We start from the raw sequence: 26,090 nt of genomic DNA on the forward strand, positions 1-26,090 counted from the left end.
CGGCTAGTGACAGCACCAACGGAGGTCCCTTCTAGGAGAACAGCTACGGAGATAGTGCCGCCGGGCCTGTTTCGGTCCGGTTTCGCGGCCCTTAAGGGTGCGTAATTCTCCGCTCACCGAGCAGCTAACCAAATAAACAGTTAGATACTGTAGGCTGCGGAGCACGGCAACCCTTCGAAGTCCCGAGGTATCTCATGACGAAGACCTGGCTCATCACCGGCAGTTCCCGCGGCCTCGGCCGGGAGCTCGCCCAGGCCGTGCTGGAGAGCGGGGACACGGTCGTCGCGACCGCCCGCCGCCCGGAGCAGCTGGATCCCCTCGTGCAGAAGTACGGCGACCGCGTGCGTGCGGTGGCACTCGACGTCACCGACCCCGAGGCCGCCCGCGCGGCGGTCCGGACCGCCGTCGACGAGTTCGGCGCGCTCGACGTGGTCGCCAACAACGCCGGCTACGCCGACAGCGCGGCGATCGAGGAGACCACGGACGAGGACTTCCGGGCGCAGATCGAGACGAACCTGTTCGGCGTCGTCAACGTCACCAAGGCCGCCCTGCCGGTGCTGCGCGGGCGCCGCTCCGGTCACTTCCTGCAGTTCTCCTCCATCGGCGGGCGCGTCGGCGGCACCCCCGGCATGGGCGCCTACCAGACCGCGAAGTACGCGGTCGAGGGCTTCTCCGAGGTCCTCGCCAACGAGGTCAGGCCGCTGGGCATCAAGGTCACCATCATCGAGCCCGGCGCGTTCCGCACCGACTGGGGCGGGTCCTCCATGCGCATCGCCCCGGTGGGCGACGACTACGCGCAGACCGTCGGCGCGATCAACGACTACCGGCTGGCCACCGACGGCAGGCAACCGGGAGATCCGGCCCGCGCGGCCGCGGTCATCGTCGGCCTCGTCCGGCTCGACGAGCCGCCGCTGCGCCTCCTGCTCGGCTCGGACGCGGTCCGGATCGCATGCGAATCCTCCGCCGCCCGCGCCGCGGAGGCCGGGCAGTGGGCGGAGGTCAGCCGGTCCACCGACTTCCCGGCCGGCGCGTAGCTCGGAAAACCGCCGGTCAGCGCGGCGGGGGCGTGGTGAGGCGGCGTACGGCCTCGACGACCGCGGCGCGGCGCGCGTCGTACTGATCCTCACCGAGCCCGGTGGGCGCCGTGGGGCTGGTCGGCATCCAGGCGTTGGCGAGGGCCAGCGTGAAGGCCACCAGGTCCTCCGGGGCGAAGGCCGGCTCCACCAGCCCCCGGGCCTGGGCCTGGGCGATCGCTTCGGTCTTGCGGCGCATGGACGCGCTCAGCCCCGCCGGATCGTGGCCGGTGCCGGCGCGTTCGAGCCGCTGCCAGGTGGCCAGCCGCAGCTGGTGGGGGTTGGCTGCGAGGAAGTCGAAGAGCCGGCCGGCGTAACCGGGCAGATCCTCGGCGGTGAAGGGCACCTGGTCGAGGACCCTCGCGACATGGGTGTCCATGACCACGTCGAAGAGCTGGTCCTTGTTGCCGAAGTAGGAGTAGATCAGCGCCTTGTTGGCCTTCGCCGCCGCCCCGATGCGGTCCACCCGGGCACCGGCGATGCCGTAGGCGGCGAACTCGTCGGTCGCGGCCTGCAGAAGCCGGGCCTTGGTGGCTTCCGCGTCGCGGATCCGGGGCGTGGAAGTCGGGCGTGACATGCCCTCACGATACATCTAACCGTTTATTTGAGCGGGCGGTCGCGGTCAGCGGGGCAGCGCCAGGGCTCCGGCCACCAGCAGGGCCAGACCCAGCACGAAGATCAGCCCACCGAGCAGGAGCCTGCGGCCGCGGCCGGGCTCGACGGGGTCGGGAGAGGGCGCGACCGCGGTGAGTCCCGGCTCGTCCGGTGCGGGAGCGAAGCCCGCCGGGGGCGCGAGGTCGAGCCGGGTCGCGGCGGCCAGGAGAGCCGTGGGGTCCGCCTCGGAGGGCGGGCCGGAGACCGCGTCGGCGGCCGGCACCGAGCCTCCGACCAGCGTGAGCAGCAACTGCCGGGCCGTGGGCCGCAGCCGGGGATCCTTGGCCATCGCGGTCTCGACGAGCCGCGCGATCGGCTCGGGCAGCCCGTCCAGCGCCGGCTCCGCGTGCAGCGCCCGGCTGGACATCGCCGCCACGTCACCCGAGCCGTACGGGTGCCGTGCCCTCCCCGCGTAGGCGACCAGGCATCCCCAGGTGTAGATGTCCGCCGCGGGATGCGTCACGTCCCGCAGCAGTTGTTCAGGAGCGAGCCAGCCCGGGCTGCCGACCACCTCCCCGGAGGCGGTCAGCATCGAGGACGAGTCGTCCAGTGCCCTCGCGATGCCGAAGTCGATGACGCGCGGGCCGGTGACCGACAGGATCACGTTGGAGGGCTTGAGATCACGATGGACCAGGCCGGCCGCGTGGATCGCGGTGAGCGCGGCGGCCACCCCGACCGCGAAGCTCTGCAGCGTGCTCGGCGGCAACGCGCCCTGCTCGGCGACGTAGGCCCGCAGCGTCGGGCCCTCGATGTACTCGGTGGCCAGATAGGGGCGGTCGCCGTGTCGCCCGTGCCCGAGCACCGCGGCCGTGCAGAACGACGCGACCCGCTGGGCGTTGTCCACCTCCGCGGCGAAGCGCCGCCGGAACCCCTCGTCCTGGGCCAGCTCCGGGCGGATGAGCTTGACCGCGGCGGCGACCCCCACGGGTGACCGGCCCAGGTAGACCGAGCCCATCCCGCCCTCGCCCAGCCGCCCGACGATCTCGTAGGGCCCGACGGCCACCGGATCGTCCTCAGTGAGCGGCTGCGGCCGTACGTCATGGACGGGCTGTCCCTCCAGCCGGCCGTTCATGGACCACACTCCCGTCAGGTCTGTCCCGGGCCCGGGACCACGCGGCGGCCACGGGCGGTCACCTAGATCGTCAGCACGACGATCGGCTGGGTGGTGGGCTGCGGCGAGCCACCGGCGGGCTCCACGGTCATGCCCACCCGGTCGGCTCCGGGAGGCACGCTCGCCACCGAAGGACGGATGTGACCGGTGGCATCCGCGCGCAACAGCCCGGCCGGCCGGACCCCGGACGCGCCCATCGTCCACAGCTCGTAGGTCTTCGAAGCCGGCAGCGCGAGCAGCCCGGTCGACGCGACGACGACCCGCTGCCGGGAGGCCGACACCACCATGGTGACGGTGCCGCCGCCCGGCGCCGCCCCGGTCCTGGTACGGGCGTCCGGAGCGGACAGCACCGCAGCGATGGACCGGTCGGCGGCCCGCACCTCGTCCAGCCGCTGCTGGGCGCGGACCGCGACGGCCCCGGCGCCCACCGCCACCAGCAGGCCGGCGGCCAGCCCCGCAGCGGCGAGCCGGGACCGTCCCGACGGCAGCCGGACCAGCCGCCGGACCGGACGCCGCGCCGGGCCGGTGCCGCCCGGCCGCGCGGTTTCGGGTCGAGCGGGACGGTGCGCGGAGTCGGGCGGGGCCTGACCGGGCGAAGCCGGGGCGGGCCGGGCCGATGCCCGCGGGGCCTGCGGGACCCGGCCGATCTCGGCGAGGACCCGATCGCGCAGGGCGGCCGGCGGGGGGAGCGCGACCGCGCGGCCGAGCACCGCGGACGTGGCCAGCAGCCCGCCCACCTCCTCGGCGCACACCTCACAGCGGGCGAGATGCTCCTCGAACGCGAGCCGTTCCGTCTCGTCGGCGAGCGCGCCGAGCGCGTACGGACCCGCGAGGGCGTGGTCGTCGTCGCTCATCACACCTCCCCCAGGCAGTCCCGGAGCCGGATCAGGCCGTCGCGCATACGGGCCTTGATGGTGCCGAGCGGGCTGCCGACCCGCTCCGCGACCTCACGGTAGGTGTACCCGTCGTAATAGGCCAGCGTGATGGACTCGCGTTGCGGGCCGGTGAGGTTGCCGAGGCAGTCCCGCACGCGCTGCCGGTCCAGCCGGTCCAGGACGAGGTCGGCGACCGAGTCGGACGGGGCGGGCGCGTCCCGCCGGGCCGCCCGGTCCTCCCGGTCGGCCGACGCCTGGGCGGCACGCACCCGGTCGACAGCGCGGCGATGCGCGAGCGTCATGATCCAGGACATCGCACCGCCGCGGGCCGGATCGTAGCGGGCGGCCGTCCGCCAGACCTCGACCAGGACCTCCTGCGCGACCTCCTCGGCCTGGGCGCGGTCGCGCAGCACGCGGACCGCCATGCCGAAGACGCCGGCCGCGGTCTCGTCGTAGAGCTGCTCGAACGCCCGGGTGTCGCCGTCGGCGACCCGGCCGAGCAGGGCGTCGAGATCCGCGGCCCGGGTCGTCGCACGCTGCGCCGATCCGGGCTTGCGCGGCACTGGCATCGCTGGCCCCCCGCGGGTCGCCTTTCCGGGATCGTACGCACGGCTCAGCATCCTGGGGAACCCTTTCTGGAAACGGGGGCCAGTCACCCGAGCGCCGTCGTCAGGCTGCGCATCGCCAGGCCGAGGCCGAGCAGCATGACCAGGGCCGCCGAACCCGCCGGAAGCAGTGCCGTGGCGGTCCGGCCCGCCCGGAACCGCATCGTGGGCAGCCGTACGGCGAGCCAGCGACCCGAGCCGGTGATGAACACGCCGATCGAGGTCAGGGTGAGCGCGAGCCCGATCCCGTAGGCCAGCACGAGCAGCACCCCGAACCAGGCGTGCCCGAGCGCACCGGCGCCGAGCAGCACCACGACCGCGGAAGGGCTCGGCAGCAGGCCACCGGCGAACCCCATGAGCAGCACCGTCCCGCGTCTCGGTACCCCCGGATCGGGTGCTCCCCCCTCCCCGCCTTTCGATTCCGTACCGTGCCCATGGCCGTGCGCATGGCCGTGCCCATGCCCATGCCCGTGCGCATGGCCGTGGCCGTGCCCGTGCGCATGACCGTGGCCGTGCCCATGCCCGTGACCGTGGCCATGGCGGAGGGCGCGGCGCAGCAGGGACAGCCCGGCCACCGTGACCAGTGCACCGCTGGCGGCACCGAGCCAGGGGAACACCGCCGGGGTCGCCAGGGCGGACCCGCTCGCCACCAGCAGTCCGAGGACGAGCACTCCCGCGGTGTGGGTCAGGGTGACGGTGAGGCCCAGGACGAGGACGTCCCGCAGCGAGCGGCGGCCGCGGCTCACCGCCTGCGCCGCCATGATGGTCTTGCCGTGCCCGGGCGCCAGGGCGTGCACCGCCCCGAGGGCCACCGCGATGAGCAGGGCCAGCAGCGCGAAGCCCGGGGTCAGGTCGCGGCGGCCGACCAGGCCGGTGAAGGCCTCGGTGAGCCGGTCCACGCCGCGCGGCAGCACCCGCTGCGCGCCCCCGCCGGAGCCGCCCGCCGCGCCGGGACCGCCGGGACCGGCCGCCAGCGGCGGCCCGCCGGGCGTCACCTTGAGCGTCGCGGCACGCTGGTCGAGCGGCGAGTCCAGCAGGTCCTGCGGGTAGGCGGTCAGCCGGCCGCTCCGCGACGACCGGGGCACGCCCCCGGCGTCCACGGTCATCCGGTCGCCGTTCGCGGTGATCTCGTGCCAGCCGATCCGATCCGCCGCCCCGGGGTCGCGGAACACGACGACCGAACCGCCGGGGGCCACCGCGAGCGGCGCGCCGATCCCGCACTCCAGCCGCACTGTGGGCAGCCCGGCCTGTCCCGGCCGGATCCGGGCGGACGAGGCGCGCACCGTCGCGGCGGCGGCCCGCCCGTCCACCGTGATCTGGAAGGCCGCGGCCACCTGGCCACAGGTCCTGGCGCCCCACGCCGTCAGGCCGGCCCCGTCCTGCGCGACCTGCGCCGCCGGGATCTCGGCGAGGTCCTGGACGTGGTCGATCCGCAGTTCGTGCGGCGCGACCACGAGCCCGTCGTAGCGGTTCACCGTGAAGTTGCCCAGCGGATGCTGCGGCGCGAGCGCCGTACCGGCGAGCACCCCCGCCATCACCACCGATCCGATCATGATCCGGCTCCCAAGGCGGCCAGGGCGCTCTTCGCCTGGGGGACGTACAGGGGTGAGAAGTGCGGGTTGCGGCGGAGCGCCGCCGTCAGGTCGCGCCGGGCGTCGGTCCGCCTGCCGAGCGCCTTCTCGATCATGCCCAGGTGGTAGAGGAAGGCCGCGTTGCGGTAGCCGGTACCGGGCCCGGCGGCCGCCCGGCGCGCGTAGCCGAGGGCCTCCGCGTCGCGGCCGTTGACGTGCAGTGCCCAGGCGAGCGCGTCGGCGACGTGCACGCTGTGCCGCCTGGCCCACTCGGCCCGCGCCGCGCGCAGCGACTCCGCCCGGTCGCCGTGGTCGGCCGCGAACAGCGCGGTCTCCAGATCGGTCGCCACGCCGCCGGTCCTGGCCAGCCGGGCCCAGACGCCGGCGACGGCGTACTGCGCGCGGGCCTCCTCTGTCCTCCCCTGCGCCTGCAGCAGGTCACCGAGCCCGGTCAGGTAGCCCGGCAGCGGCAGTTTCGCCACCACGGTCCGCCGGTCCGCGAGTGCGCCCGCAACGTCGCCGCGGGCCTCCCGGACCCGGGCCCGACCGTCGAGCGCAGCCAGGTAGGCGGGGTCGGCCCGCAGCGCGGCGGCGAAGTCGCGGTCCGCCGCGGGGTAGTCGCCCTGGTTCCAGGCGAGGTCGCCGAGCTGGGTGTGGACGTACGCGAGGTCGCCCGGGTCGGTGGCCGACTCGGCGGCGAGCCGCAGGACCCGGCGGGCCTCGGCGGTCCGCCCGTACAGCTCGTTCACGTAGGCCAGCCGGGTGAACACCGGGATCCCCGGTGCGACGGAGTCGGCGTGCCGGGCCGCGCGCATCGCCTCGGGGTAACGCCCGAGCTCGACGAGGGCGTCGACGCGCACGGCCAGCGCGCGGGCACCGTAGGGGTTGACGGCCAGCGCCCGGTCGGCCTCGGCCAGGGCCGTGCCGAAGTCGTGGCGGGCGGCGGCGAGCGCGGCCAGCCCCGCGTGGGCGGCGTCGTTGTCCACGGGGCGCAGCCGCAGGGCCCGGTCGAGGGCGGCGGCGGCCTTGGGGTAGTACGCCGGGTCGGCGGTCAGCCGGGCCCGCTCGACGTAGACCAGCCCGAGCGTCGCCCAGCCGGTGTGGTCGCGCGGCTGCTCGCGCAGATGCCGTTGCAGCCGCTCGGCACCGGCGCTCGTGGCCGCCGCCTGCTGGAACGCGGCGGCGGTGACCGGCCCGGTCCCCGCCGGCGGGCCGGGTTTCGCGCCGAGCGTCGCGGTGGCGATCAGCGTCAGCCCGGCGGCCAGCGCGACCACCAGGCCGGCGGCCGGCAGGCGCCGCGTCACGCGGCGCCGCACGGTCGGCCGGGGCCTGGCGGGGCGTCCCCGCGTCAGGTGGCCCATGGTGTTTCACCTCCGTGGTGTCGGCGCCGGCCGCGCCTGGTCGAAGCGCGCGGCCGGGCCGGGGGGATGGGGATCAGCTGGACAGGGACCGGCGCCGCCGCCACCAGATGGCGCCGCTGCCGCCGAGGAAGACCGCGCCCGCGCCGATGGCGAGGATCGGCAGGATCGGGGACCCGCCCGCGGCCCGGTTGTCGGCCACCGGACCGGCGTTGATCCCACCGGCGCCGCTCTTGAACGAGGCCGGCTTGGTCGCGCCACGCACACCCGAGCCGGAGTTCGGCAGCGCGACGTACGGGAACGTGGTGCCGAAACGCTGGTCGTTGACGTCCACGCCGTCGCCGAGGTCGGTCTTCTTGCCCAGCAGCTTGCCCTCGACGACCTGCAGCGAGATGTCGACCACGTCGTCGGCGAGCCGGCGGCCGTTCGGGTAGCCCGCCTTGTCACCCGCGAGCACACCGAGCCGCTTGGGGTCCTTGCTCGGCGGGATCGAGGTGTTGAGCCGCATCAGCTCGGCCGGCCGCACGTTCGGCGGCTGGTTCAGCCCGGGAACCCCGGTCAGGAAGACCTGGACCAGGTCGTTGCGCGGTGCCGGGGGTGCGGGGATCTTGTAGACGCCCTGGATGAGCTTGGGCAGCTCGGGGTCGGTGACGTACTGGCCGAACTGGGCGTCGTGCCAGGGGATGGAGGCGTTGAACTTGTCCTTGTCCTTGAGCGGGATGACGACCTCGTTGACCAGCGGCATGCCCAGCCGGGACACCTGCGTGGACCAGCCGGCGGCGGTGCGCCGCTGGGTGCTCGACCAGACCCCGATGATCGGCTGGTTCGGCGCGAGGACCTTGGTGGGAACCTGGAGCGCGACGGTGTTGACGTTGTAGCCGCGCAACGTGTCGTTGCCGACCTCCGACAGGTCACCGCCGTACAGCAGGTCGAAGACCCGCAGGTCGAGGAAGAACGGGTCCTCGGCCTGGCCGGCGAAGACCTGGCCGCCGGTGCTGAGCTGCTTGAGCGCCTGGGCCCGCAACGTCCCGTAGTCGGGCATCGAGGCCTTGCCGACGTTGGAGGGGGCGACCGGCACGTTCTGCGCGAGCGTCCGCAGCGACGTCGCGGTGCCGTTCACCCGGTGGATCAGCGTCAGGTCGTAGGTCTGGAAGAAGTTGAGGTTGGGATCGTCCAGGCTCTTCACCGGGCCGGTGTTGTAGAGGAAGGTCTTCTGGTTGCGGTAGTTGTCCTTGAAGGTCCAGCGGTAGGTCAGGTCGGTCTGCGAGTCGCCGTCGCTGTCGATGTTGATGTCGTAGCGGGCGTCGGTGGCGAACTTGTAGAAGTTCGGCCCCCCGGCCGGGTCCTCGAACGGGATCCAGTTCGCGACCAGCGTGGTGGTGTCCGGCTTGTCGGGGCTGACGAAGGCGTAGACGTCGGTGTTGTCGTACTGCGGCTGCCCGGAGATGAGCGGCGCCTCGCGGTGGCTGGAGGCGCCGGCGTGGCCCGGGGCCAGGCCGGCGGTGGCTCCGGTGAGTCCCCCGGCGACGAGCGCGACGCCCGCGGCGACCAGCGCGGTGGCCCGGAACCGGGCCGATGCGAGTGGTGACATCGTGGCTTCCTTTGGCGAGTCGGTGGGTGTCCATGCCCGGACACCGCTGTCGCCCGCATTTCGAAGCTGCTCGCCAAATGGATGGGAATGTGGCCTGATCGGGCCATCCGCGAACTTTCATCCGCCCGAGGACATCCAACGCCGGATCGGGAGGCGCGAGCCGTCACCGCCCGGACATACGCCGGGGCCGGGACCGGTACGAACCCGGTCCCGGCCTTCTCGGCGGGCGGTACGGCTAGCGCAGGCCCAGCGGCCGCTGCAGCGCCGTCTGGATGAGGCGGTCGACCAGCGCCGGGTAGTCCACGCCGGTGGCGGCCCACATCTGGGGGAACGCCGAGGTCGGGGTGAACCCGGGCATGGTGTTGATCTCGTTGAGCAGCAGCCGCGAGTCGCTGGTGTAGAAGAAGTCGACCCGGCTGAGGCCCTCCCCGTCGAGCGCCTCGAAGGCCCGTACGGCGAGCCGGCGGATCTCCTCGATCACCGCGTCGGGCAGCTTCGCCGGGATCGCCAGCGAGGTGGCCCCGTCGAGGTACTTGGTCTCGAAGTCGTAGAAGTCGTGCTTCCCGGCCATGATGATCTCGGCGGGCAGGCTGGCCTCCGGCGGGCCGTCGTCCAGGCCCTGCAGGACGCCGCACTCGATCTCGCGCCCGTCGATGCCCGCCTCGACGATGACCTTGGGGTCGTGCTCGCGGGCGGCCTCGACCGCCGCCTCCAGCACCTCGTCGGAGTCGCCGTCGACGCGGGTGATGCCCATGCTGGACCCGGCGCGGGCAGGCTTGACGAAGACCGGGCGGCCGAGTGTCTTGATCTCGTCCAGCTTCCGCCTGCGCTCGCGCCGCCATTCCCGCTCGGTGACGATCACGTACGGCCCGACCGGCAGCCCGCGCGCCTGCCAGACCATCTTCATGAAGGCCTTGTCCATGCCGACGGCGCTGGACAGCACTCCGGCGCCCACATAGCGGATCCCGGCCAGGTCGAACATGCCCTGGATGGTGCCGTCCTCGCCGTAGGGGCCGTGCAGCAGGGGCAGCACGACATCGACCTCGCCGAGGGCACGGGGGACGGCCCCCGGCTCCAGGGCCACCAGCCCGCGGGCCGACGGGTCGAAGGGCAGCGCCAGCGCGGCGCCGTCCCCGGAGACCTCCGGCAGCCGGCCGTCCTCGATGGCCAGGCGCTGATCGCCGGAGGCGAGCACCCAGCGGCCGTCACGGGCGATACCGACCGGGATGACCTCGTAGCGGTCCCGGTCGATGGCTGCCATCACGCTACCTGCGGTGACGCAGGAGATGGCGTGCTCGGAACTGCGCCCGCCGAACACGACGGCGACGCGAATCTTGGTGCTGGGCTCAGCAAGGCGCTCGAACATGATGAACGACCCTACCGTTTGAACTACGCGAACCACCCATGCGCAGACACGCCCGTGACGAGGCCTGATCTCCCACCGGCCCCCGCGGCGGGGGACCGGCCGCCTCACACCCCGTAGCGCTCCGGCTTGGGGGTGCGCGACATGAGCTTGAGCATCGCCTCTTCGATGGACATCCCGTGGTGCATGACGGCCGCCACCATCTCGGTGATCGGCATCTCCACGTTGTGCTTGCGGGCGAGCTCGAGCACGGCCTCGGAGGACTTCACGCCCTCGGCGGTCTGCTTGGTGACCGCGATGACCTGCTCCAGGGTCATGCCCCGGCCGAGGTTCTCCCCGAAGGTACGGTTGCGCGACAGCGGCGAACTGCAGGTCGCCACCAGGTCGCCCAGCCCGGCCAGCCCGGCGAAGGTGTGCTCGTCGGCTCCGAGCGCCGCGCCCAGCCGGGCGATCTCGGCCAGGCCCCGGGTGATCAGCAGCGCCCGGGTGCTGTCCCCGAACCCGAGCCCGACGGCGATGCCGACGCACAGCGCGACGACGTTCTTCACCGTGCCGCCCAGCTCGCAGCCGACCACGTCGGGGTTGGTGTAGACCCGGAAGTACGGGGTCATGCAGGCCATCTGGACGCGCCGGGCCGTCTCCTCGTCGGCGCAGGCGGCCACCGCCGCACCGGGCTGGCCCGCGGCGATCTCGCGGGCCAGGTTGGGCCCGCACAGCACCGCGATGCGGCTCTCGGGCACGCCGCCGACCTCCTGGACGACCTCCGACATCCGCCGGCAGGTGCCCAGCTCGATCCCCTTCATCAGGCTGATGAGGACCGCGTCGCCGGGCAGCGTCCACTCGGCCAGGTTGGCCCGCAGCGTCTGCGACGGCACGGCCAGCGCGACGAACTCCACCCCGTCGAGGGCCGCACCCGGGTCGGTGGTGGCCCGCACACCCGCGGGCAGCTCCACCCCGGGCAGGTAGTCGGGGTTCTCCCTCCGCTCGTTGATCGACTCGACGATCTCGGGCCGGCGTCCCCATACGGTGACGTCGCAGCCCGCGTCGGCCAGCACCTTGGCGAACACGGTCCCCCACGAACCCGCTCCCATTACCGCCGCTCGCAAGGTCACGAGGCCTGCGCCTCCTCGTCTCTGTGTCGTCGCTGCTCGATGGCCTTGTGATGGTCGTACAGCTCCGCCGGGGGCCGCTCACCGCGGAGCTCACCGACGAGCTCGGCGATGGCCCGCATGATCTCGGCGGTCGCGTCCCGCAGTGCCTCCGCCGTCGGCGGGGAGCCCGCGTAGGCCGACAGGTCCAGCGGGGGGCCGGCGATCACGCGCATGGTCTTGCGCGGGAAGGGGTGGAAGCCCTTCTTCAGCCCGGCGGCCAGCCCGCGCCGCTCGACCTTGGTGTAGGGCAGCAGCTCGTGCGCGCCCCAGCTGGCCATCGGGACGACCTTGGCCCCGGTGGCCAGGGCGAGCCTGGCCGCCCCGGTCTGCCCGGTCATCGGCCACAGGTCGGGATCCCGGGTACAGGTGCCCTCGGGATAGAACATCAGGCATTCGCCGGCCAGCAGGGCCGCCTCCGCGTCCCGGAGCGCCAGCGAGGCGTCGGAGCTGTCGCGGTAGACGGGGATCTGGCCGGTGCCGCGCAGGATCGGCCGCAGGTACCGGACGTCGAAGAGGGTGGACTTGGCGAGATAGACGGGATACCGGCCGGACTCGTACACGAAGTGGGCCAGGGCGAGGGGGTCGGCCTCCGAGATGTGGTTGGCCGCGACGATCACACCACCCGCCCGCGGGATGTTCCCCTTGCCGCGCCAGTCGCGCTTGAGCATCCCGAACAGCAGCGGGCGCAGGACGGCGATCGAGAACCTGCGCCAGCCCGGCGAGTACCCGTGTGCCATGCCCCCTCCTCCCTAGAACGCCCGGACGGACCTGCCCGGGCTCATGACGCCCGTGTCACCGAGCGCTCACCACACCCCTCAGCGAGGGGGTGTCCTCAAGTGTCGCGGTTACGTGCGCATAGTGTCGAGCTGCGATGTCCAGTACTCCCCCGCTCTCGTGGTCACTGGTGGTCCCGGTCAAGATGCTGGCCAGGGCCAAATCCCGCATGGCACCCGCCGCCGGGCCGCACCGGGAGGCACTGGCCCTCGCCGTCGCCGCCGACACGGTGGCGGCCGCGCTCCGCGCCGACCGGGTCCGGGGAGTGCTCGTCGTCACCGACGATCCCCTCGCCGCCCGCGAGCTGGCCGCGCTCGGAGCGATGGTCGTGCCCGACGAACCGGACTGCGGCCTCAACCCCGCCCTCCGCCACGGCGCCGCGGTCGCCCGCCGGACGTTTCCCGACGCGGGTGTCGGCGCCCTGTCCGCCGACCTGCCCGCGCTGCGTCCCGCCGAGCTGACCCGGGTGCTGGACGCCGCGGCGCGGGCTCCGCTGTCGTTCGTCCCCGACGCCCTCGGCGTGGGCACCACACTGTACGCGGCCCGGCCGGGCACCGGCTTCTCCCCCGCGTTCGGCACCGACTCCCGGCTCGCGCACCGCGCGCAGGGGGCCCGCGAGCTCGCGTCGCTGGCGGACATCGCCAGCGTACGGCGGGACGTGGACACCCTCGAGGATCTGCGGGCGGCCCTCGCGCTCGGCCTGGGACCCCGTACGGCCGCCGTCGCGGCCCGGCTGCCCGCCCTGTGCACGGGCTGACAGTCCGCGCCCGCCCGCCGATCCCCGCTGGTCCCTGCCCGGCACGAACTCCGCGATCACGGAGCGGGGGCGGGAGGGAGCGGGAACGTGGACAGGGTGATGGCGATGATCTCGCCCTCCGCCACCGCGAGGTTGACCCGCTGCCCGAGGCGGAGCAGCCGCAGCCCTCCGGCGTCGAACGCCGGGGCCTGGAAGTCCAGCCGGGTGCCGTCGTCGAGGAAGACACTGCCGGACCGTGTCGCGGCGTCGTACGTGCGAACCGTTCCCTGCATGCCCCCGAGACTACTCACGAGCTCCGCGAGCGGTCCGCCGGCGCCCGCCAGGCCGCCCGGCGGGGGCGACGGGCCGGGGCCGGGAACACGACGGCGCCCGATGCGCGTGCACAGGGCACGTGCATCGGGCGCCGTAGGTGTTGCGGTGCTACTTGCCGGCGACCAGGTTCTTGAAGTCGGCGCCCGCCTTGAACTTGGGCACCGATGTCGCGGGAACCTCGATGGACTTGCCGGTTGCCGGGTTACGAGCCGTACGAGCAGGCCGGTCGGCCTTCTCGAACGAGCCGAATCCGGTGATGGCGACCTTCTCGCCCTTGGCCACGGTCGCCTGGATCGTGTCCAGCAGGGCATCGACTGCCTCGACTGCGGCCTTCTTGCTGCCGAGCCGCTCAGAGATCGCGTCGACCAGCTCACGCTTGTTCATGGGTAGCTCCTCCGGTTCCCCCCTTGCCCGCACGAAACTAGGGGACATATGGCAGGTACACAATCACCTGCAAGCAATAACTCCCGTGTCGCAGGCGTATTCCTCGTCACCTACCGGGTTTGAACGGCCCAGTCGGACCGCTCAGCCCCAGCATCCAGGTCGGTAAGGAACGTTTCGAGGCGTCTTGCGGCCAATGCCGGATCCCGCTTCGCCAGATCGGTGATCGCGAGCAACTGCCGGTGCAGTCGCCGGCGTACGTGCCCGGGCAGCGGTGCCACCCGGCTGTGCGCATCGCGCAACTGCCGGGCCAGCACGATCAACGTGGCGTCCTCCCACGCCGGACCGGTCCAGCACGACTCGGACTGCGTCGCCGTCACGGCCTACCTCCCCGCATGCTCGGGCGTGTCTCCCACAACGATTGTCTCCTGTCGGGAGACACGCTCGAACCGGCAGGGTGGGGCTACGGCGAGATGACGCCGCAGCCGGCACCGGAGGGGGTCAGAGGGTGGCGGGAAGCCAGGAGGGCCGGGCGCTCTCGAACGTGCCGATGTCCTCGGCGTGCCGCAGGGTCAGGCCGATGTCGTCCAGCCCCTCCAGCAGCCGCCAGCGGGTGTAGTCGTCGATCTCGAACGGCGCGGTGATCCGGCCGGACCGGACCTCACGGTTCTCCAGGTCGACGGTGATCTCGGTCGAAGGGTCGCTCTCGACGGCGTCCTGCAGCGCCTCGACCGTCTCGGCGGGCAGGATGACCGGGAGCAGCCCCATCTTGGTGGCGTTGTTCCGGAAGATGTCGCCGAAGCGGGGCGCGATCACGGCCCGGAAGCCGTACTGCTGCAGCGCCCAGACCGCGTGCTCCCGCGAGGAGCCGGTGCCGAAGTCGGGACCGGTGACCAGGACGCTGGCACCCTGGTAGGCGGGGTCGTTCAGCACGAAGGACGGGTCCTCGCGCCAGGCGGAGAACAGGCCCTTCTCGAAGCCGGTGCGGCTGACCTGCTTCAGCCAGACCGCCGGGATGATCTGGTCGGTGTCGACGTTGCTGCGCCGGAGCGGCACCGCCCGCCCGGTGTGAGTGGTGAAAGCTTCCATGATCACGTCTCCATCAGCGAGTTCTTCCGTGATCATGCAATCGTTCGTCGAACGATTGCATGATCACGGAGGGAAAGGGTCTACAGGTCGGCGGGGGCGGCGAGATGACCGGCGACGGCGGTGGCCGCGGCGACGGCGGGCGAGACCAGGTGGGTACGCCCACCGGGGCCCTGCCGGCCCTCGAAGTTGCGGTTGGAGGTCGACGCGCTGCGCTCCCCGGCGGCGAGCTTGTCCGGGTTCATGGCCAGGCACATCGAGCAGCCCGCCTCCCGCCACTGGGCACCGGCCGCGGTGTAGATCTCGTGCAGTCCCTCGCGCTCGGCCTGCTCCTTGACCTTCATGGAGCCCGGAACGACCAGCATCCGGACGCCGTCGGCGACCGCGCGGCCCCTGAGCACGTCGGCGACGGCGCGCAGGTCCTCGATCCGGCCGTTGGTGCAGGAACCGACGAAGACGGTGTCGACCTCGATCTCGCGCAGCGGGGTGCCGGCGGTGAGGCCCATGTACTCCAGGGCCCGCTCGGCGGCCTGGCGCGCCGACGGGTCGGCGTAGTCCTCCGGCGACGGCACGGAGGCGCTCAGCGGCAGCCCCTGGCCCGGGTTGGTGCCCCAGGTCACGAACGGCGCGAGCGTGCCTGCGTCGATCACGATCTCCCGGTCGAAGGTCGCGTCGTCGTCGGTGCGCAGCGACTTCCAGTACTCCACCGCGGTGTCCCAGTCGGCGCCCCGCGGCGCGTTGGGCCGGCCCTCGAGGTAGGCGAACGTCGTCTCGTCCGGGGCGATCATGCCCGCCCGGGCGCCCGCCTCGATGGACATGTTGCAGACCGTCATCCGGCCTTCCATCGAGAGGTTCCGTACGGCCTCGCCGCGGTACTCCACGATGTGCCCCTGGCCGCCGCCGGTGCCGATCTGGGCGATGATCGCCAGAATCAGGTCCTTGGAGGTGACGCCCTCGGGCAGGGTGCCCTCGACCGTGACGGCCATGGTCTTGGGCTTGATCTGCGGCAGCGTCTGGGTGGCCAGCACGTGCTCGACCTCGCTGGTGCCGATACCGAAGGCCAGCGCGCCGAACGCCCCGTGCGTCGAGGTGTGCGAGTCGCCGCAGACGACCGTCATGCCCGGCTGGGTGAGCCCCAGCTGCGGGCCGATGACGTGCACGATGCCCTGGCCGGCGTCGCCCATCGGGTGCAGCCGGACGCCGAACTCGGCGCAGTTCTTGCGCAGCGTCTCGACCTGGGTGCGCGAGACCGGGTCGGCGATCGGCGCGAGCAGGTCAGTGGTCGGTACGTTGTGGTCCTCGGTGGCGATGGTCAGATCCGGCCGCCGCACCTTCCGGCCGGCCAGCCGCAGCCCGTCGAAGGCCTGCGGGCTCGTCACCTCGTGCACCAGATGAAGATCGATATAGAGCAGATCCGGCTCGCCCTCGGCACGTCGTACGACATGTGCGTCGTAGACCTTGTCGGCCAACGTACGCCCAACGGACTGGCCCATGGCTCCACACCTTTCCTAGTAACGGGTCACGGGGTCGACCTCGGTGTCGGCCCCCGGCCCGGTCGGTCCTCCGTCGACTTGCATCTCACAATCCGAGACGGCAATATCGAGTTATGGACAACTCTAGCGGAGTCGGCGTACTTGACAAAGCCGTACTGGTACTCAACGCGCTGGAGGCGGGTCCCGCGTCGCTCGCACAGCTCGTCCAGACGACCGGCCTGGCCCGGCCGACCGCCCACCGGCTCGCCGTCGCGCTGGAGCATCATCGCCTCGTCCACCGCGACACCCAGGGCCGGTTCATCCTGGGGCCGCGGCTGGCCGAGCTGGCCGTGGCGGCGGGCGAGGACCGGCTGCTGGCCATCGCCCAGCCGATCCTGACGCAGCTGCGCGACATGACCGGGGAGAGCGCGCAGCTCTACCGCCGGCAGGGGGACGTCCGGGTGTGCGTGGCCGCGGCGGAGCGGTCCAGCGGGCTGCGCGACACCGTGCCGGTCGGCGCCGCCCTGCCCATGACCGCGGGCTCCGCGGCACAGATCCTGCTGGCCTGGGAGGAGCCGGACCGGCTGCACCGCGGGCTGCGCGGCGCCAAGTTCACCGCCGCCACCCTGGCCTCCGTGCGCCGCCGGGGCTGGGCGCAGAGCGTCGGCGAGCGGGAGCAGGGCGTGGGCTCGGTCTCCGCGCCGATCCGGGGCGCCGGCGGACGGGTGATCGCGGCGATCTCGGTCTCCGGCCCGCTGGAGCGGCTGACCCGCTCCCCCGGCCGGATGCACGCCGCGCCGCTGGTCGCCGCGGCCGAGAAGGTCTCCGAGTCGATGCGCCGGGCGACCTGACCTCAGCCCGGCGGCCCGCCGTCGAGGATGCTGCGGTACCAGTCGGCGAACCGGGCGCGCAGGATCGCGATCTCCAGGTCGCCCAGGCCCAGGGCCGTGAACTGCTCGTCCGGGAGGTGCGGCAGCTCGGCCAGCACCCCCGCGAAGAAGTAGGCGTCGCAGCCGGGGTCGCGTGCGCGCAGCAGGCCGAGCAGCCGCTCCCGGGTGTGGCGCCCCCGGGCCAGCACCGCGCCGACCGCCACGAAGTCCTCCGCGCGGCCCCGGTCCAGCAGCGCCGCCATCCGGTCCGCCGCGACGGCGTCGCAGCCGGGGTCGCGGCCCGGGTCGCCGCCGGGAGGGGGTGTGCGCCGGTCGTCATCGCCGGACTCACTGACCGTGTTCATCGAGGACCGTCCCGCCACTGGCCATGACCCGCCCGGGGCATGGCTCCGCCATGGATGCGGCCGTGACGTGGACGGTCCGAGGCTGCCCGGACGGTGAACCCTGGTGAAACGGGACGTACCGCGACACCCAACGTAGCGGGACGGTGACATTCCGCGGACGGTTTCCGGGAAAACGCCGGGCGGTCGCCGGTGCTCGTGAGGCGCTCGCGCGGTGCCGTCACCACCCGGGACGGCGAACACTCACTGGATATCTTCGGTATCGAGCGGCCGTGAGTTGGATACTGGCGCTATCCAGCCAGGGGGCGGCCGATGAAGATCTCGGAACTCAGCGATCGCAGCGGGCTCACCGTGCAAACGATCAAGTTCTACATTCGCGAGGGCCTGATGACCCGCGGGGCGTCGAGCGCGGCGACCAAGGCCGACTACGACGACCGCCATCTGGAGCGGCTGCGCCTCATCCGGGCCCTCCGCGAGGTCGGTGATCTCCCGGTGTCGGCGATCAAGCCGATCGTGGACGCGCTCGACGACGAGACGGTCGGGCTGCACGACCTGATCGGCACCGCGCGGTACGCCCTCGGCCCGCACGTGCGGCCGCCGGCCGACGACCCGGACTGGCGGGCGGCCCGGCAGGACGTGGACGCCCTCGTCACCGAGCTCGGCTGGCGGATCGCCCCGCGGGCGCCGGCGCGCGACCTGCTGGCCCAGACGTTCGTCGCGCTGCGCGGGCTCGGCATCCCGGTGGTCCTCACCGAGCTGCGCCCCTACATCGAGGCGGCCACCCGGCTCGGCGACCACGAACTCGGTGTGCTCGACACCGCCGCCCCGCGCGGCCGGGTGGTGCAGGGCACCGTCGTGCGCACGGTGCTCTACGAACAGGTGCTCATCGCGCTGCACCGGCTGGCGCAGGAGGACGCCTCCGCCCGCCGGTTCGAGGGCGAGGCACGGCGATTCGCCGGATAGCGTCGCCGATCACCGCCGGAAGAGCCGATTGATAGCCTGAGCCCGCATTCACCGCCGTGTCCGTACCCGCTGTTTCCGTACCCCGCCAGGTCCGTACGCCCGAAAGCCCGTCACCGTGCCCAGCAGCCGCCCGTTCGTCAGCTTCACCACCGACTTCGGTGCCGCCTACACGGGCACGTGCGCGGGCGTCGTCCTCACGATCGCCCCCGACGCGAACGTGCTGGTGCTCAGCGACGAGGTCACCCAGTACTCGATCATCGAGGGCGCGATGCTGCTCCGCCAGGCGATCCCGTACCTGCCGGTCGGGGTGCAGGTGGGGATCGTGGACCCGGGAGTCGGCACCCGGCGCCACCCGGTGGCGGTGGCCACCGGCCGCGGCGACGTCCTGATCGGGCCGGACAACGGGCTGCTGGCACCGGCGGCGGAGGCGCTCGGCGGCGTGGTGCGGGCGCACCGGCTGGCGAACCTGGCCTACCGGCTGCCGGCGGTGTCCGCCACGTTCCACGGCCGTGATCTGTTCGCCCCCGCCGCGGGGCATGTGGCCACCGGCGTCGACCTCGCCGACCTCGGCCCCGCGATCGACGCGCTGGTCCCGCTGGAGTGGCCCGCCCCCGTGGTGGGATCCGGTGCGCTGACCGTGAGCGTGCTCTACCCCGACGACTTCGGCAGCCTGATCCTGTCGGCGAGGGCCGCCGACCTTGAGGGCGCCCTCGGGCCGGTGCCGTACGGCACCCCGCTGGAGCTGACCTGGACCGGCCCCGGCGGGCCGCGGGCCGTACGGCTGCCGTACGAGGAGACCTTCGGCAAGGTCCCGTTCGGCGAACCGCTGCTGTTCACCGACTCCTCCGGCTGGCTGGGCCTGGCGGTCAACCAGGGCTCCGCGGCGGCCAGGTTCGAGCTGGCCGGAGGCCAGTTGATCACTGTTCGTACTCCCGAGACCACGTCCGGCGGGCCCTGACATCTCGACCCGCGCCGCGCGTGCCTCCCGCACCGGCACGGGCCGTGAGATCGCCCGGATGTCAGCGAGACGACAGATTTTGTCAGCCGGGCACCGGCTCGGGCGTTCTGAGCCGTCTTCAACTGATAGAACGTTGACAGCATCGGGGGGCCGGTGAAAGCATCACCGAAAATGACCAACCGGTCACAATCGGAGATGAAAGCGAAGAGTTCTGTGCCTACCTCGACCTGGTTCCGGCTGGACGACGCCAAGCGTCAGCGGGTGCTGCAGGCCGCGATGCAGGAGTTCGGCGAGCACGGCTACTCCACCGGCAGCCTGAACACCATCGCCCGCGAAGCGGAGATCGCCAAGGGCTCGCTGTTCCAGTACTTCGCCGACAAGCAGGAGTTCTTCGCCCACGTCTGCGACGAGGCCTCGCGGCGGATCCGGGCGGACATGGAACGGCGGATCGCCGCGCTCGACCTGGACCAGACCTTCACCGACTGGCTGACCGAGGTCTGCTTCGCCTGGTCGGAGTACTTCGCCGACCACCCGCTCGAGCGGTCCGTCACCGCCGCCACCAACCTCGAGATCGACAACGTGGTGCGCGCGGTGGTCCGCGCGACCGCCGAGCTGCACTACGTCGAAGTGATCCGCCCGCTGATCCAGATGTGGCGGGACCGGGACGCGATCCGGCCCGACGCCGACGACGACGTCCTGCTGTCCCTGCTGCTCATCCTGCTGCCGCATCTCGCCTTGGCGCCCTACTACGACGGCCTGGACCCGGTGTTCGGCCTGCGCGGCCGCACCCCCGAAGAGCAGCGGCCGATCATCCGCCGGATCCTCTCCGGGCTGGCCCCGGTCTTCCAGCCCGTCACGTCCTAGCCACCTGGCCGCCGACCATGCGGGCGGCATCCCGCCCTCGGCCCACCGCGCCCTCCAGCGACGGCGGCACCGGCGCGGCAGGCACCGGCGCCGGTCACGGTGAGTTGAGCAGGCCGGCGAGGACGTCGTCGAGGGTGGCCACGCCGATCGCGCGTCCGTCGTCGCTCCCCGAGATCACGGCGGCGACCTGGGCACGGCTGCGGCGCATCATGGCCAGCACGTCGGCCAGGGTCGTGGTCGGCGGCACCCGGGGAATGGCCCGGACCGGGAGCGGATGGCCGGGCGGGTGGCCGTTGAGCGCGTCGAGGATGTGGAGGTAGCCGAGGAGCTCGCCCTTGTCGCTCATCACGGGGAACCGCGAGTGCCCGTACCGTCCCGCGTACTCCTGCAGGGCGGCCGGGGTGGTGTCCGGGCCGACGCTGACGACCCGCTCCATCGGCACCATCACCCCGCTGACCGGCCGCGCGTGCAGCGACAACGTGGCGATCATCCGCTCGTGCTCACCCGCGTCCAGCAGCCGGTGCTCACGCGACTCGTCGATGAGGGCGGGCAGCTCGTCCGGGGTGTAGACGGTCTGCGCCTCGGCCGTGACGGGCAGCCGCAGCAGCCGCAGCGCCAGGGTGGACAGCGCCCTGATGCATACCAGCAGCGGCCGCGTCATCCGGGCGAACACCAGCAGCGGCGGCACCAGCCACAGCGCCGCCTTGTCCGGGGCGGCGAGCGCGAGGTTCTTGGGCACCATCTCGCCGATCAGGATGTGCCCCGACACGACGATCAGCAGCGCCACCACCAGCGCCACCGGATGGGTGAGGCCCGCCGGCACGTGCGCGGTGTGGAACACCGACTGCAGGCCCGCGGCGATGGTCGGCTCGGCCAGCGCCCCCAGGGCGAGCGAGGCCAGCGTCACACCCAGCTGCGCGGCGGCGAGCATGGTCGGCACCTCGTCCATCCCGGCAAGCACCGCGCGGGCCCGTCTGGAGGTGCCCGCCAGCGGCTCGATCTGGGTACGGCGCGCGGCGATGAGCGCGAACTCGGCACCGACGAAGAACCCGTTGATCGCGAGCAGCAGCGGGATGGCGGCCAGATTCAGGAGGTTCACGATGCCGCCCGCCCGGCTCGCCGGCCGCGCCCGGAGGAGGTCATGACTGCTCCTCCATGGCCGGAGCGGTCAGCGTGACCTGCTCGATGCGGCGCCGCTCCACGACGGAGGCGGCCAGCCGCCAGCCGTCGACGTCGATCTCCTCACCGGCGGCAGGCAGGTGCCCCAGCCTGGCCAGCAGCAGTCCCGCCAGGGTCTCGTAGGGGCCCTCCGGCATGACGAAGCCGGTGCGCTCCTCCACCTCGTCGGGGCGCAGCCCGCCGGGCACGACCGCGGACTCCCCGGGGGCCAGCAGGGTCGGGATCGGCTCGACCGACTCCTCGTCCGGCTGGTCGTACTCGTCGGCCATCTCACCGACCAGCTCCTCGGCCAGGTCCTCGGTGGTCACGATGCCGGCGAAGCCGCCGTACTCGTCGACCACGACGGCCAGCTCGGAGTGCGCCGCCCGCAGCCGTTCCAGGACCGTGGCCAGCAGCAGGGTCTCCGGCACCAGGACGGGCGGCCGGGCGATGTCGCGCACCGACGTGGTCGCCCGCTCCGCCGCCGGGACGGCGAAGGCGTCCGCCACCACGCCCACCCCGATGATGTCGTCCATGTCCTCACCGTGGACGGGCACCCGGAGGTGGCCCGTCTCATCGGCGATCTCCAGCAGGACGGCCAGGCTCGAGGAGGCCTCCACGGTGGTGCAGTCGACCCGCGGGGTCATGGCCTCCTCCGCGGTCTTGTCGCCGAAGCGCAGCGCCCGCCGGAGCATCGCCGCGGTGCCCGGCGGCAGCGTCCCCGCCTCGGCGGACAGCCGGACGAGCAGGCCGAGCTCCTCCGCCGAGCGGGCGGAGGCCAGCTCGTCCTGCGGCTCCACGCCCAGCCGGTGCACGAGGTTGTTCGCGATCGCGTTGAACGCCCTGATCAGCGGGCCGAACACGACGGAGAACGCCCGTTGCGGGGGGATCGCGAACCTGGCCACGGTCAGCGGCTTGGCCAGCGCCGCGTTCTTGGGCACCAGCTCGCCCAGCACCATCTGCGCCACCGTGGCGATGGCCAGGGCCGCCACGACCGCCACGCTCTCGGGCAGCCAGGGGCTGAGCAGATGGGCCAGCGCCGGCTCAGTGATCATGCCGAGCAGCAGAGAAGTGATCGTGATGCCGAGCTGGGCGCCCGACAGCTGGAAGGACAGCTGGCGGACGGCCGCCAGGACCCCCTTGGCGCTCCGGTCCCCCGCGGCAGCCAGCCGCTGGACCTGCCCCCGGTCCACCGTGACCAGGGAGAACTCTGCCGCGACGAAGACGCCGTTGGCCGCGATGAGCGCGACGGCCGCCGCTAAGAAGACGAAATCAAGGATCATCGCGCCATCTCCACGGGGAAGACGGCGCTGGTATCACTGGGGTCCATGGGTAAGGACGTCACTCCTGGCGTCAGCGTTGTACGGCTGGGCAAACGATCTCATGCCCGGAAGGCTCCCCGGCACTCAGGTGGTGACCGGTGCGTCGAGCGCACTGCCCTTCACCCACTGCCTCCACGGCTTCTGGTAGTAGCCCCAGCCGTTGTCCCACCCCAGCTGGCGGCGAGTCCCCGTGATGACCACGACGTCCCCGCGGTACGCCCAGCCGAAGAACCACTCGGCGTTGGCGGCCGGGGAGCGGACGCAGCCGTGGCTGCAGTTCCGGTTTCCCAGGCAGGTGGGGTCGTCCATGTTCTGGTGGATGTACTCACCGCTGTTGGAGATACGGGTGGCGAAGGGCACTTTCTCGTCATAATAGCCGGGGTCGCCCTTCTTCTTGCCGGGAGCGACCATCCGTTCCAGCCTGCTCTTGGCCATCGTCAGGTGGACGCCGCTCGTGGTGAGCAGATGGTCGACACCGTCGGACTGCACGTCGCCGCCGGAGCCGAGGCTGACCCCCCAGCTCCGGTAGACCTTGCCGTTCTTCTTCACCACCAGCCGGTGGGTCTTGGCGTTCACGGTGATGATGTGCGAGTCGCCGATGCGGAAGTTGTGGGTGACGTCGCCGGAGCCGTAGACACCGGCGCCGGACCTGACCCCGGCCAGATGGGCGGTGAAGGAGACCCGCTGGTCGGCGGGCCAGTAGCCGCCGTTCCGGGTCCGGAAGACGACCTGGCGGTCGTTGACCCAGAACCACGCGCCCACGGCGGGCTTGGCGGAGTGGATCTCCAGGGACCGTTCGACCGCGGCCTTGTCGCCGACCGCCCGGTTGAACAGCACGGTGATCGGCATGCCGACGCCCACCGTCTCGCCGCGCGCGGGCGTCACGTCGACGATCGTCAACGGAACCGCGGGCTTGAGCGTGCGGAACGCGCTGGTGACGGTGGTCGTCTTCCCTCCGGTGCCCACGGCGCTCGCGGACGTGCGGTACGACGTCCCCGGCGTGAGGGTCCACTTCGATCGCCAGGTCAGGTGGTCCGCGGACATCTGCCCCGGCACGGCGGCGTTGCCGGCCCGCACCGTGACGTTCTGGAGCGTGCCACCTGCCGCCCTGACCACGACGCCCTGGTCGGGCCGGGCCTGCTGGGCACCGTTCCCGGGGGTGATGGTGACCTTCGGCGCGCCGTCGTCGCCGCCCTTGGAGGTGCCGCCCCCGCTCCCGCCACCGCCGGTACCGCCGCCCCCGCCGGAACACGCGGTCGTGACCGCGAGAAGCACAGCGGTCACCCCCGCCACAAGCCCCCGTCGCACCGCTCGACCCCCACGTTTCACTGGCAGACCAGGGTTATGACAGTACGACAGATGCCGTATTCGTTAGGACTTGTCAGGATTTCCCCCACGGAGCCCGCCTGGCTCATCGCTATCGGGGGATTCTAGGTGGTCAGGGCCGGTTGGCGCCCCGGAGTCGCGATAGTGCCCGAGCCCCATCCGCGGCGCCGGCGTCCGGCGTCCGACGTCCGTCCGGCAGGATCGTCCGTACGGGGCCGCACCCGCGGAAACCCGTCCCTCAGCACCTCACCTCAGCACCTCAGGAGTGACCATGCCCGAGGCCTCCGGCCCCGGCGATCCGGCCGGCGTCGATCTCGACCCGGCCCACGCGGGCGACTTCCTGCGGGCCGTCGGCCTGCACTACGACGAGATCTCGGGCCAGGAGGTCCGGGCCCACCTCGAGGTCTCCGCGCAGCACCACACGCCGTGGGGCATCACGCACGGGGGGCTGTACGCGACCGTGATCGAGAGCGTCGCCAGCGTCGGCGCCTCCCACGCGGTCCGGGACGACGGCAGGTTCGCCGTGGGGGTCAACAACCAGACCGACTTCCTGCGCCCGTTCACGGCCGGCCGGCTCGACGTCCACGCGACCCCCGTCCAGCAGGGCAGGAACCTCCAGCTCTGGCTGGTGGAGATCAGTGGCCCCGCGGGGAAACTGATCGCCCGGGGCCAGGTGCGGCTGTTCAACCAGGCGCTGCCCGGTCACTGAGCGATCGGGGCCGCGCCGGCCGAGGGCGGCGGCGTGCGTGCGCCTACGCTGGGGCGGATGAACGAGCCCCCCATCCTGAGCTCCGGGCCCGGTGACGACGCGGAGGTCCCCGCGTTCTGGCGGGCGCTGGGGCTGCCCGGCCTGGTCGACGTGCACGTCCACTTCATGCCGCCCCGGCTGCTGGCCCGGGTCTGGGAGTACTTCGACGCGGCCGGGCCGCTGCTCGGCCGGGACTGGCCGATCCGCTACCGCTGGAGCGAGGAGGAGCGGCTGGCCCACCTCCGCGAGCTGGGCGTACGGGCGTTCACCGCGCTCGCCTATCCCCACAAGCCCGGCATGGCGGAGGCACTGAACGCGTGGACTCTCGACTTCGCCCGGCGGATCCCGGAGTGCCTGCCCACGGCCACTCTCTTTCCGGAACCTGAGGCACCGGCCTACGTGCGCCGTGCCCTGGACGAGGGCGCCCGGGTCTTCAAGGTCCATCTGCAGGTCGGCGGGTTCGACCCGCGCCTGGACGTGCTCGACCCGGTGTGGGGGCTGCTGGCCGAGGCCGGCACCCCGGTCGTGGTGCACGCCGGCTCCGGGCCGGTGGCCAACGGCTTCACCGGGCCCGGGCCGTTCGGCGGCGTCCTGGCCCGGCACCCGCGGCTCACCGCCGTGATCGCGCACCTGGGCGCGCCCGAATACGAGGGGTTCCTGGCGCTCGCCGACCGCTACGACCGCGTGCACCTGGACACCACGATGGCCTTCACCGACTTCTCCGGCGGGCTCGGCGCCTTCCCGGCTCCGCTCCTGCCCCGGCTTCGTGATCTGGGCCTGGCCGGGCGGATCCTGCTCGGCACCGACTTCCCCAACATCCCCTACCCCTACGCCGAGCAGCTGTCGGCCCTCGCCGCCCTGGGCTTCGGCGGCCCCTGGCTCCGCGAGGTCTGCTGGCACGCCCCCGTACGCCTGGGTTTGGCGCCCCCCTGACCGGTCATGACGGGGGCGACAGGCGTCCGGCCGAAACGCCGGTCGTACGGTGGAACGGAGAGGGGGGAAGCGCCCATGACCGAACCCGAGGGCGGCTCCGCGAGGATCTTGGAGAGCAGCCTGCGTCTCGGCGCCGGGCTCGAGGAGAGTGACCGGCGCCGGGCCCTGGCGGCCCTGGCCACCCTCGAGTCGCACCTGTCCCGGTGGGGGCCGGACCAGATCGAGCTGGAGGTGTCGGTCAAGGATCGTGGCGGGCCCGACCAGAAGGTCACGTTGCAGATCTGGCCGGCGGGATGGCCGCATCTCGTGTCCGTCGCCCGCGACCGCGATCTCGACCACGCGCTCATCGAGGCGCGCAAGGAGCTGGTCCGCCAGATCGAGGACGAGAGATCGCGCCGCAAGCCCGTCAAGGGCCGGGCGTCGCACCATTCCACCGCCTGATCGCGGACGGCC

The 26,090-nt window shown here is 72.6% G+C and carries 28 protein-coding genes; 9 read left to right on the top strand and 19 right to left on the bottom strand.

What is annotated here, in order from left to right:
* Nucleotides 1-194 precede the first annotated feature (194 nt).
* On the top strand, nucleotides 195-1,034 hold the full coding sequence (locus tag ACRYCC_RS37040; protein ID WP_433818727.1) for an oxidoreductase: 840 nt from the start codon (nucleotides 195-197) through the stop codon (nucleotides 1,032-1,034).
* Nucleotides 1,035-1,050: 16 nt separating this feature from the next.
* Here the strand turns inward: ACRYCC_RS37040 and ACRYCC_RS37045 are convergent, their stop codons facing one another.
* From ACRYCC_RS37045 to ACRYCC_RS37090, 10 genes are all read right to left on the bottom strand, one after another.
* The gene (locus tag ACRYCC_RS37045) at nucleotides 1,051-1,650 is read right to left on the bottom strand and encodes a TetR/AcrR family transcriptional regulator (protein ID WP_433818728.1); all 600 of its coding nucleotides are present in this window, start codon (nucleotides 1,648-1,650) and stop codon (nucleotides 1,051-1,053) included.
* A 45-nt stretch (nucleotides 1,651-1,695) separates the two neighbouring features.
* The gene (locus ACRYCC_RS37050; RefSeq protein WP_433818729.1) at nucleotides 1,696-2,799 is read right to left on the bottom strand and encodes a serine/threonine-protein kinase; all 1,104 of its coding nucleotides are present in this window, start codon (nucleotides 2,797-2,799) and stop codon (nucleotides 1,696-1,698) included.
* 62 nt (nucleotides 2,800-2,861) lie between these two features.
* A complete protein-coding gene (locus tag ACRYCC_RS37055; protein WP_433818730.1) occupies nucleotides 2,862-3,692 on the bottom strand; it encodes an anti-sigma factor in 831 nt (276 codons plus the stop codon).
* On the bottom strand, nucleotides 3,692-4,282 hold the full coding sequence (sigK, locus tag ACRYCC_RS37060) for an ECF RNA polymerase sigma factor SigK (protein WP_433818731.1): 591 nt from the start codon (nucleotides 4,280-4,282) through the stop codon (nucleotides 3,692-3,694). The genes ACRYCC_RS37055 and sigK overlap by 1 nt, the downstream gene beginning before the upstream one ends.
* Before the next feature lie 83 nt (nucleotides 4,283-4,365).
* On the bottom strand, nucleotides 4,366-5,871 hold the full coding sequence (locus ACRYCC_RS37065; protein WP_433818732.1) for a nickel/cobalt transporter: 1,506 nt from the start codon (nucleotides 5,869-5,871) through the stop codon (nucleotides 4,366-4,368).
* Nucleotides 5,868-7,250, bottom strand: coding sequence for a tetratricopeptide repeat protein (locus tag ACRYCC_RS37070; RefSeq protein ID WP_433818733.1), 1,383 nt, complete (start codon nucleotides 7,248-7,250; stop codon nucleotides 5,868-5,870). Before ACRYCC_RS37070 ends, ACRYCC_RS37065 begins: the two co-directional genes overlap by 4 nt.
* A gap of 73 nt (nucleotides 7,251-7,323) precedes the next feature.
* Nucleotides 7,324-8,838, bottom strand: coding sequence for a DUF4331 domain-containing protein (locus ACRYCC_RS37075; RefSeq protein WP_433818734.1), 1,515 nt, complete (start codon nucleotides 8,836-8,838; stop codon nucleotides 7,324-7,326).
* Nucleotides 8,839-9,073: 235 nt separating this feature from the next.
* Complete coding sequence (locus ACRYCC_RS37080) at nucleotides 9,074-10,204, bottom strand: D-alanine--D-alanine ligase family protein (protein ID WP_433818735.1); 1,131 nt, start codon at nucleotides 10,202-10,204, stop codon at nucleotides 9,074-9,076.
* 104 nt (nucleotides 10,205-10,308) lie between these two features.
* The gene (locus ACRYCC_RS37085) at nucleotides 10,309-11,292 is read right to left on the bottom strand and encodes an NAD(P)H-dependent glycerol-3-phosphate dehydrogenase (RefSeq protein ID WP_433818866.1); all 984 of its coding nucleotides are present in this window, start codon (nucleotides 11,290-11,292) and stop codon (nucleotides 10,309-10,311) included.
* A gap of 17 nt (nucleotides 11,293-11,309) precedes the next feature.
* Nucleotides 11,310-12,089, bottom strand: coding sequence for a lysophospholipid acyltransferase family protein (locus ACRYCC_RS37090; RefSeq protein ID WP_433818736.1), 780 nt, complete (start codon nucleotides 12,087-12,089; stop codon nucleotides 11,310-11,312).
* A 134-nt stretch (nucleotides 12,090-12,223) separates the two neighbouring features.
* Here ACRYCC_RS37090 and cofC point away from each other — a divergent pair, with 134 nt between their 5' ends.
* Nucleotides 12,224-12,883, top strand: a complete 660-nt coding sequence (cofC, locus tag ACRYCC_RS37095) for a 2-phospho-L-lactate guanylyltransferase (protein ID WP_433818737.1) — start codon at nucleotides 12,224-12,226, stop codon at nucleotides 12,881-12,883.
* A gap of 56 nt (nucleotides 12,884-12,939) precedes the next feature.
* On the opposite strand, the gene ACRYCC_RS37100 is transcribed toward cofC, so the two are convergent.
* The 5 genes from ACRYCC_RS37100 to leuC form a co-directional block, all read right to left on the bottom strand.
* Complete coding sequence (locus tag ACRYCC_RS37100) at nucleotides 12,940-13,155, bottom strand: hypothetical protein (protein WP_433818738.1); 216 nt, start codon at nucleotides 13,153-13,155, stop codon at nucleotides 12,940-12,942.
* A 148-nt stretch (nucleotides 13,156-13,303) separates the two neighbouring features.
* On the bottom strand, nucleotides 13,304-13,579 hold the full coding sequence (locus tag ACRYCC_RS37105) for an HU family DNA-binding protein (RefSeq protein WP_433818739.1): 276 nt from the start codon (nucleotides 13,577-13,579) through the stop codon (nucleotides 13,304-13,306).
* A 110-nt stretch (nucleotides 13,580-13,689) separates the two neighbouring features.
* On the bottom strand, nucleotides 13,690-13,956 hold the full coding sequence (locus tag ACRYCC_RS37110) for an SCO5555 family protein (RefSeq protein WP_433818740.1): 267 nt from the start codon (nucleotides 13,954-13,956) through the stop codon (nucleotides 13,690-13,692).
* A gap of 121 nt (nucleotides 13,957-14,077) precedes the next feature.
* The gene (gene leuD, locus ACRYCC_RS37115; RefSeq protein ID WP_433818741.1) at nucleotides 14,078-14,665 is read right to left on the bottom strand and encodes a 3-isopropylmalate dehydratase small subunit; all 588 of its coding nucleotides are present in this window, start codon (nucleotides 14,663-14,665) and stop codon (nucleotides 14,078-14,080) included.
* A gap of 80 nt (nucleotides 14,666-14,745) precedes the next feature.
* Nucleotides 14,746-16,155 carry a 3-isopropylmalate dehydratase large subunit gene (gene leuC / locus ACRYCC_RS37120; RefSeq protein ID WP_433818742.1) on the bottom strand — a complete coding sequence of 470 codons (1,410 nt, stop codon included), beginning with the start codon at nucleotides 16,153-16,155 and terminating at the stop codon, nucleotides 14,746-14,748.
* A 113-nt stretch (nucleotides 16,156-16,268) separates the two neighbouring features.
* Here leuC and ACRYCC_RS37125 point away from each other — a divergent pair, with 113 nt between their 5' ends.
* Nucleotides 16,269-16,985, top strand: coding sequence for an IclR family transcriptional regulator (locus ACRYCC_RS37125; RefSeq protein ID WP_433818743.1), 717 nt, complete (start codon nucleotides 16,269-16,271; stop codon nucleotides 16,983-16,985).
* A 2-nt stretch (nucleotides 16,986-16,987) separates the two neighbouring features.
* Here ACRYCC_RS37125 and ACRYCC_RS37130 read toward each other — a convergent pair whose 3' ends face one another.
* Entirely contained in the window at nucleotides 16,988-17,368 is a 381-nt protein-coding gene (locus ACRYCC_RS37130) for a hypothetical protein (protein ID WP_433818744.1), read from the bottom strand.
* 309 nt (nucleotides 17,369-17,677) lie between these two features.
* On the opposite strand from ACRYCC_RS37130, the gene ACRYCC_RS37135 reads away from it, so the two are divergent.
* The 3 genes from ACRYCC_RS37135 to ACRYCC_RS37145 all read left to right on the top strand — a co-directional run bounded on the left by ACRYCC_RS37135 (nucleotide 17,678) and on the right by ACRYCC_RS37145 (nucleotide 20,150).
* The gene (locus ACRYCC_RS37135; RefSeq protein WP_433818745.1) at nucleotides 17,678-18,328 is read left to right on the top strand and encodes a MerR family transcriptional regulator; all 651 of its coding nucleotides are present in this window, start codon (nucleotides 17,678-17,680) and stop codon (nucleotides 18,326-18,328) included.
* A 115-nt stretch (nucleotides 18,329-18,443) separates the two neighbouring features.
* Nucleotides 18,444-19,286 carry an SAM hydrolase/SAM-dependent halogenase family protein gene (locus tag ACRYCC_RS37140; RefSeq protein ID WP_433818746.1) on the top strand — a complete coding sequence of 281 codons (843 nt, stop codon included), beginning with the start codon at nucleotides 18,444-18,446 and terminating at the stop codon, nucleotides 19,284-19,286.
* Nucleotides 19,287-19,499: 213 nt separating this feature from the next.
* Nucleotides 19,500-20,150 carry a TetR/AcrR family transcriptional regulator gene (locus tag ACRYCC_RS37145; RefSeq protein ID WP_433818747.1) on the top strand — a complete coding sequence of 217 codons (651 nt, stop codon included), beginning with the start codon at nucleotides 19,500-19,502 and terminating at the stop codon, nucleotides 20,148-20,150.
* A gap of 94 nt (nucleotides 20,151-20,244) precedes the next feature.
* Here ACRYCC_RS37145 and ACRYCC_RS37150 read toward each other — a convergent pair whose 3' ends face one another.
* From ACRYCC_RS37150 to ACRYCC_RS37160, 3 genes are all read right to left on the bottom strand, one after another.
* On the bottom strand, nucleotides 20,245-21,249 hold the full coding sequence (locus ACRYCC_RS37150) for a hemolysin family protein (protein WP_433818748.1): 1,005 nt from the start codon (nucleotides 21,247-21,249) through the stop codon (nucleotides 20,245-20,247).
* A gap of 40 nt (nucleotides 21,250-21,289) precedes the next feature.
* Nucleotides 21,290-22,591: a hemolysin family protein gene (locus ACRYCC_RS37155; RefSeq protein ID WP_433818749.1), complete on the bottom strand. Its 1,302-nt coding sequence runs from the start codon at nucleotides 22,589-22,591 to the stop codon at nucleotides 21,290-21,292.
* A 123-nt stretch (nucleotides 22,592-22,714) separates the two neighbouring features.
* Nucleotides 22,715-23,914, bottom strand: coding sequence for a L,D-transpeptidase (locus ACRYCC_RS37160; protein ID WP_433818750.1), 1,200 nt, complete (start codon nucleotides 23,912-23,914; stop codon nucleotides 22,715-22,717).
* Between the two features lie 313 nt (nucleotides 23,915-24,227).
* Here ACRYCC_RS37160 and ACRYCC_RS37165 point away from each other — a divergent pair, with 313 nt between their 5' ends.
* The 3 genes from ACRYCC_RS37165 (at nucleotide 24,228) to ACRYCC_RS37175 (ending at nucleotide 26,078) form a co-directional block, all read left to right on the top strand.
* Entirely contained in the window at nucleotides 24,228-24,665 is a 438-nt protein-coding gene (locus tag ACRYCC_RS37165) for a PaaI family thioesterase (protein ID WP_433818751.1), read from the top strand.
* Between the two features lie 57 nt (nucleotides 24,666-24,722).
* Entirely contained in the window at nucleotides 24,723-25,637 is a 915-nt protein-coding gene (locus tag ACRYCC_RS37170; RefSeq protein ID WP_433818752.1) for an amidohydrolase family protein, read from the top strand.
* Between the two features lie 75 nt (nucleotides 25,638-25,712).
* The gene (locus tag ACRYCC_RS37175) at nucleotides 25,713-26,078 is read left to right on the top strand and encodes a hypothetical protein (protein ID WP_433818753.1); all 366 of its coding nucleotides are present in this window, start codon (nucleotides 25,713-25,715) and stop codon (nucleotides 26,076-26,078) included.
* Nucleotides 26,079-26,090: the final 12 nt, after the last annotated feature.

Origin of the sequence: Actinomadura scrupuli, assembly GCF_050971785.1 — a bacterium.
Lineage (GTDB): Bacteria > Actinomycetota > Actinomycetes > Streptosporangiales > Streptosporangiaceae > Actinomadura_E > Actinomadura_E scrupuli.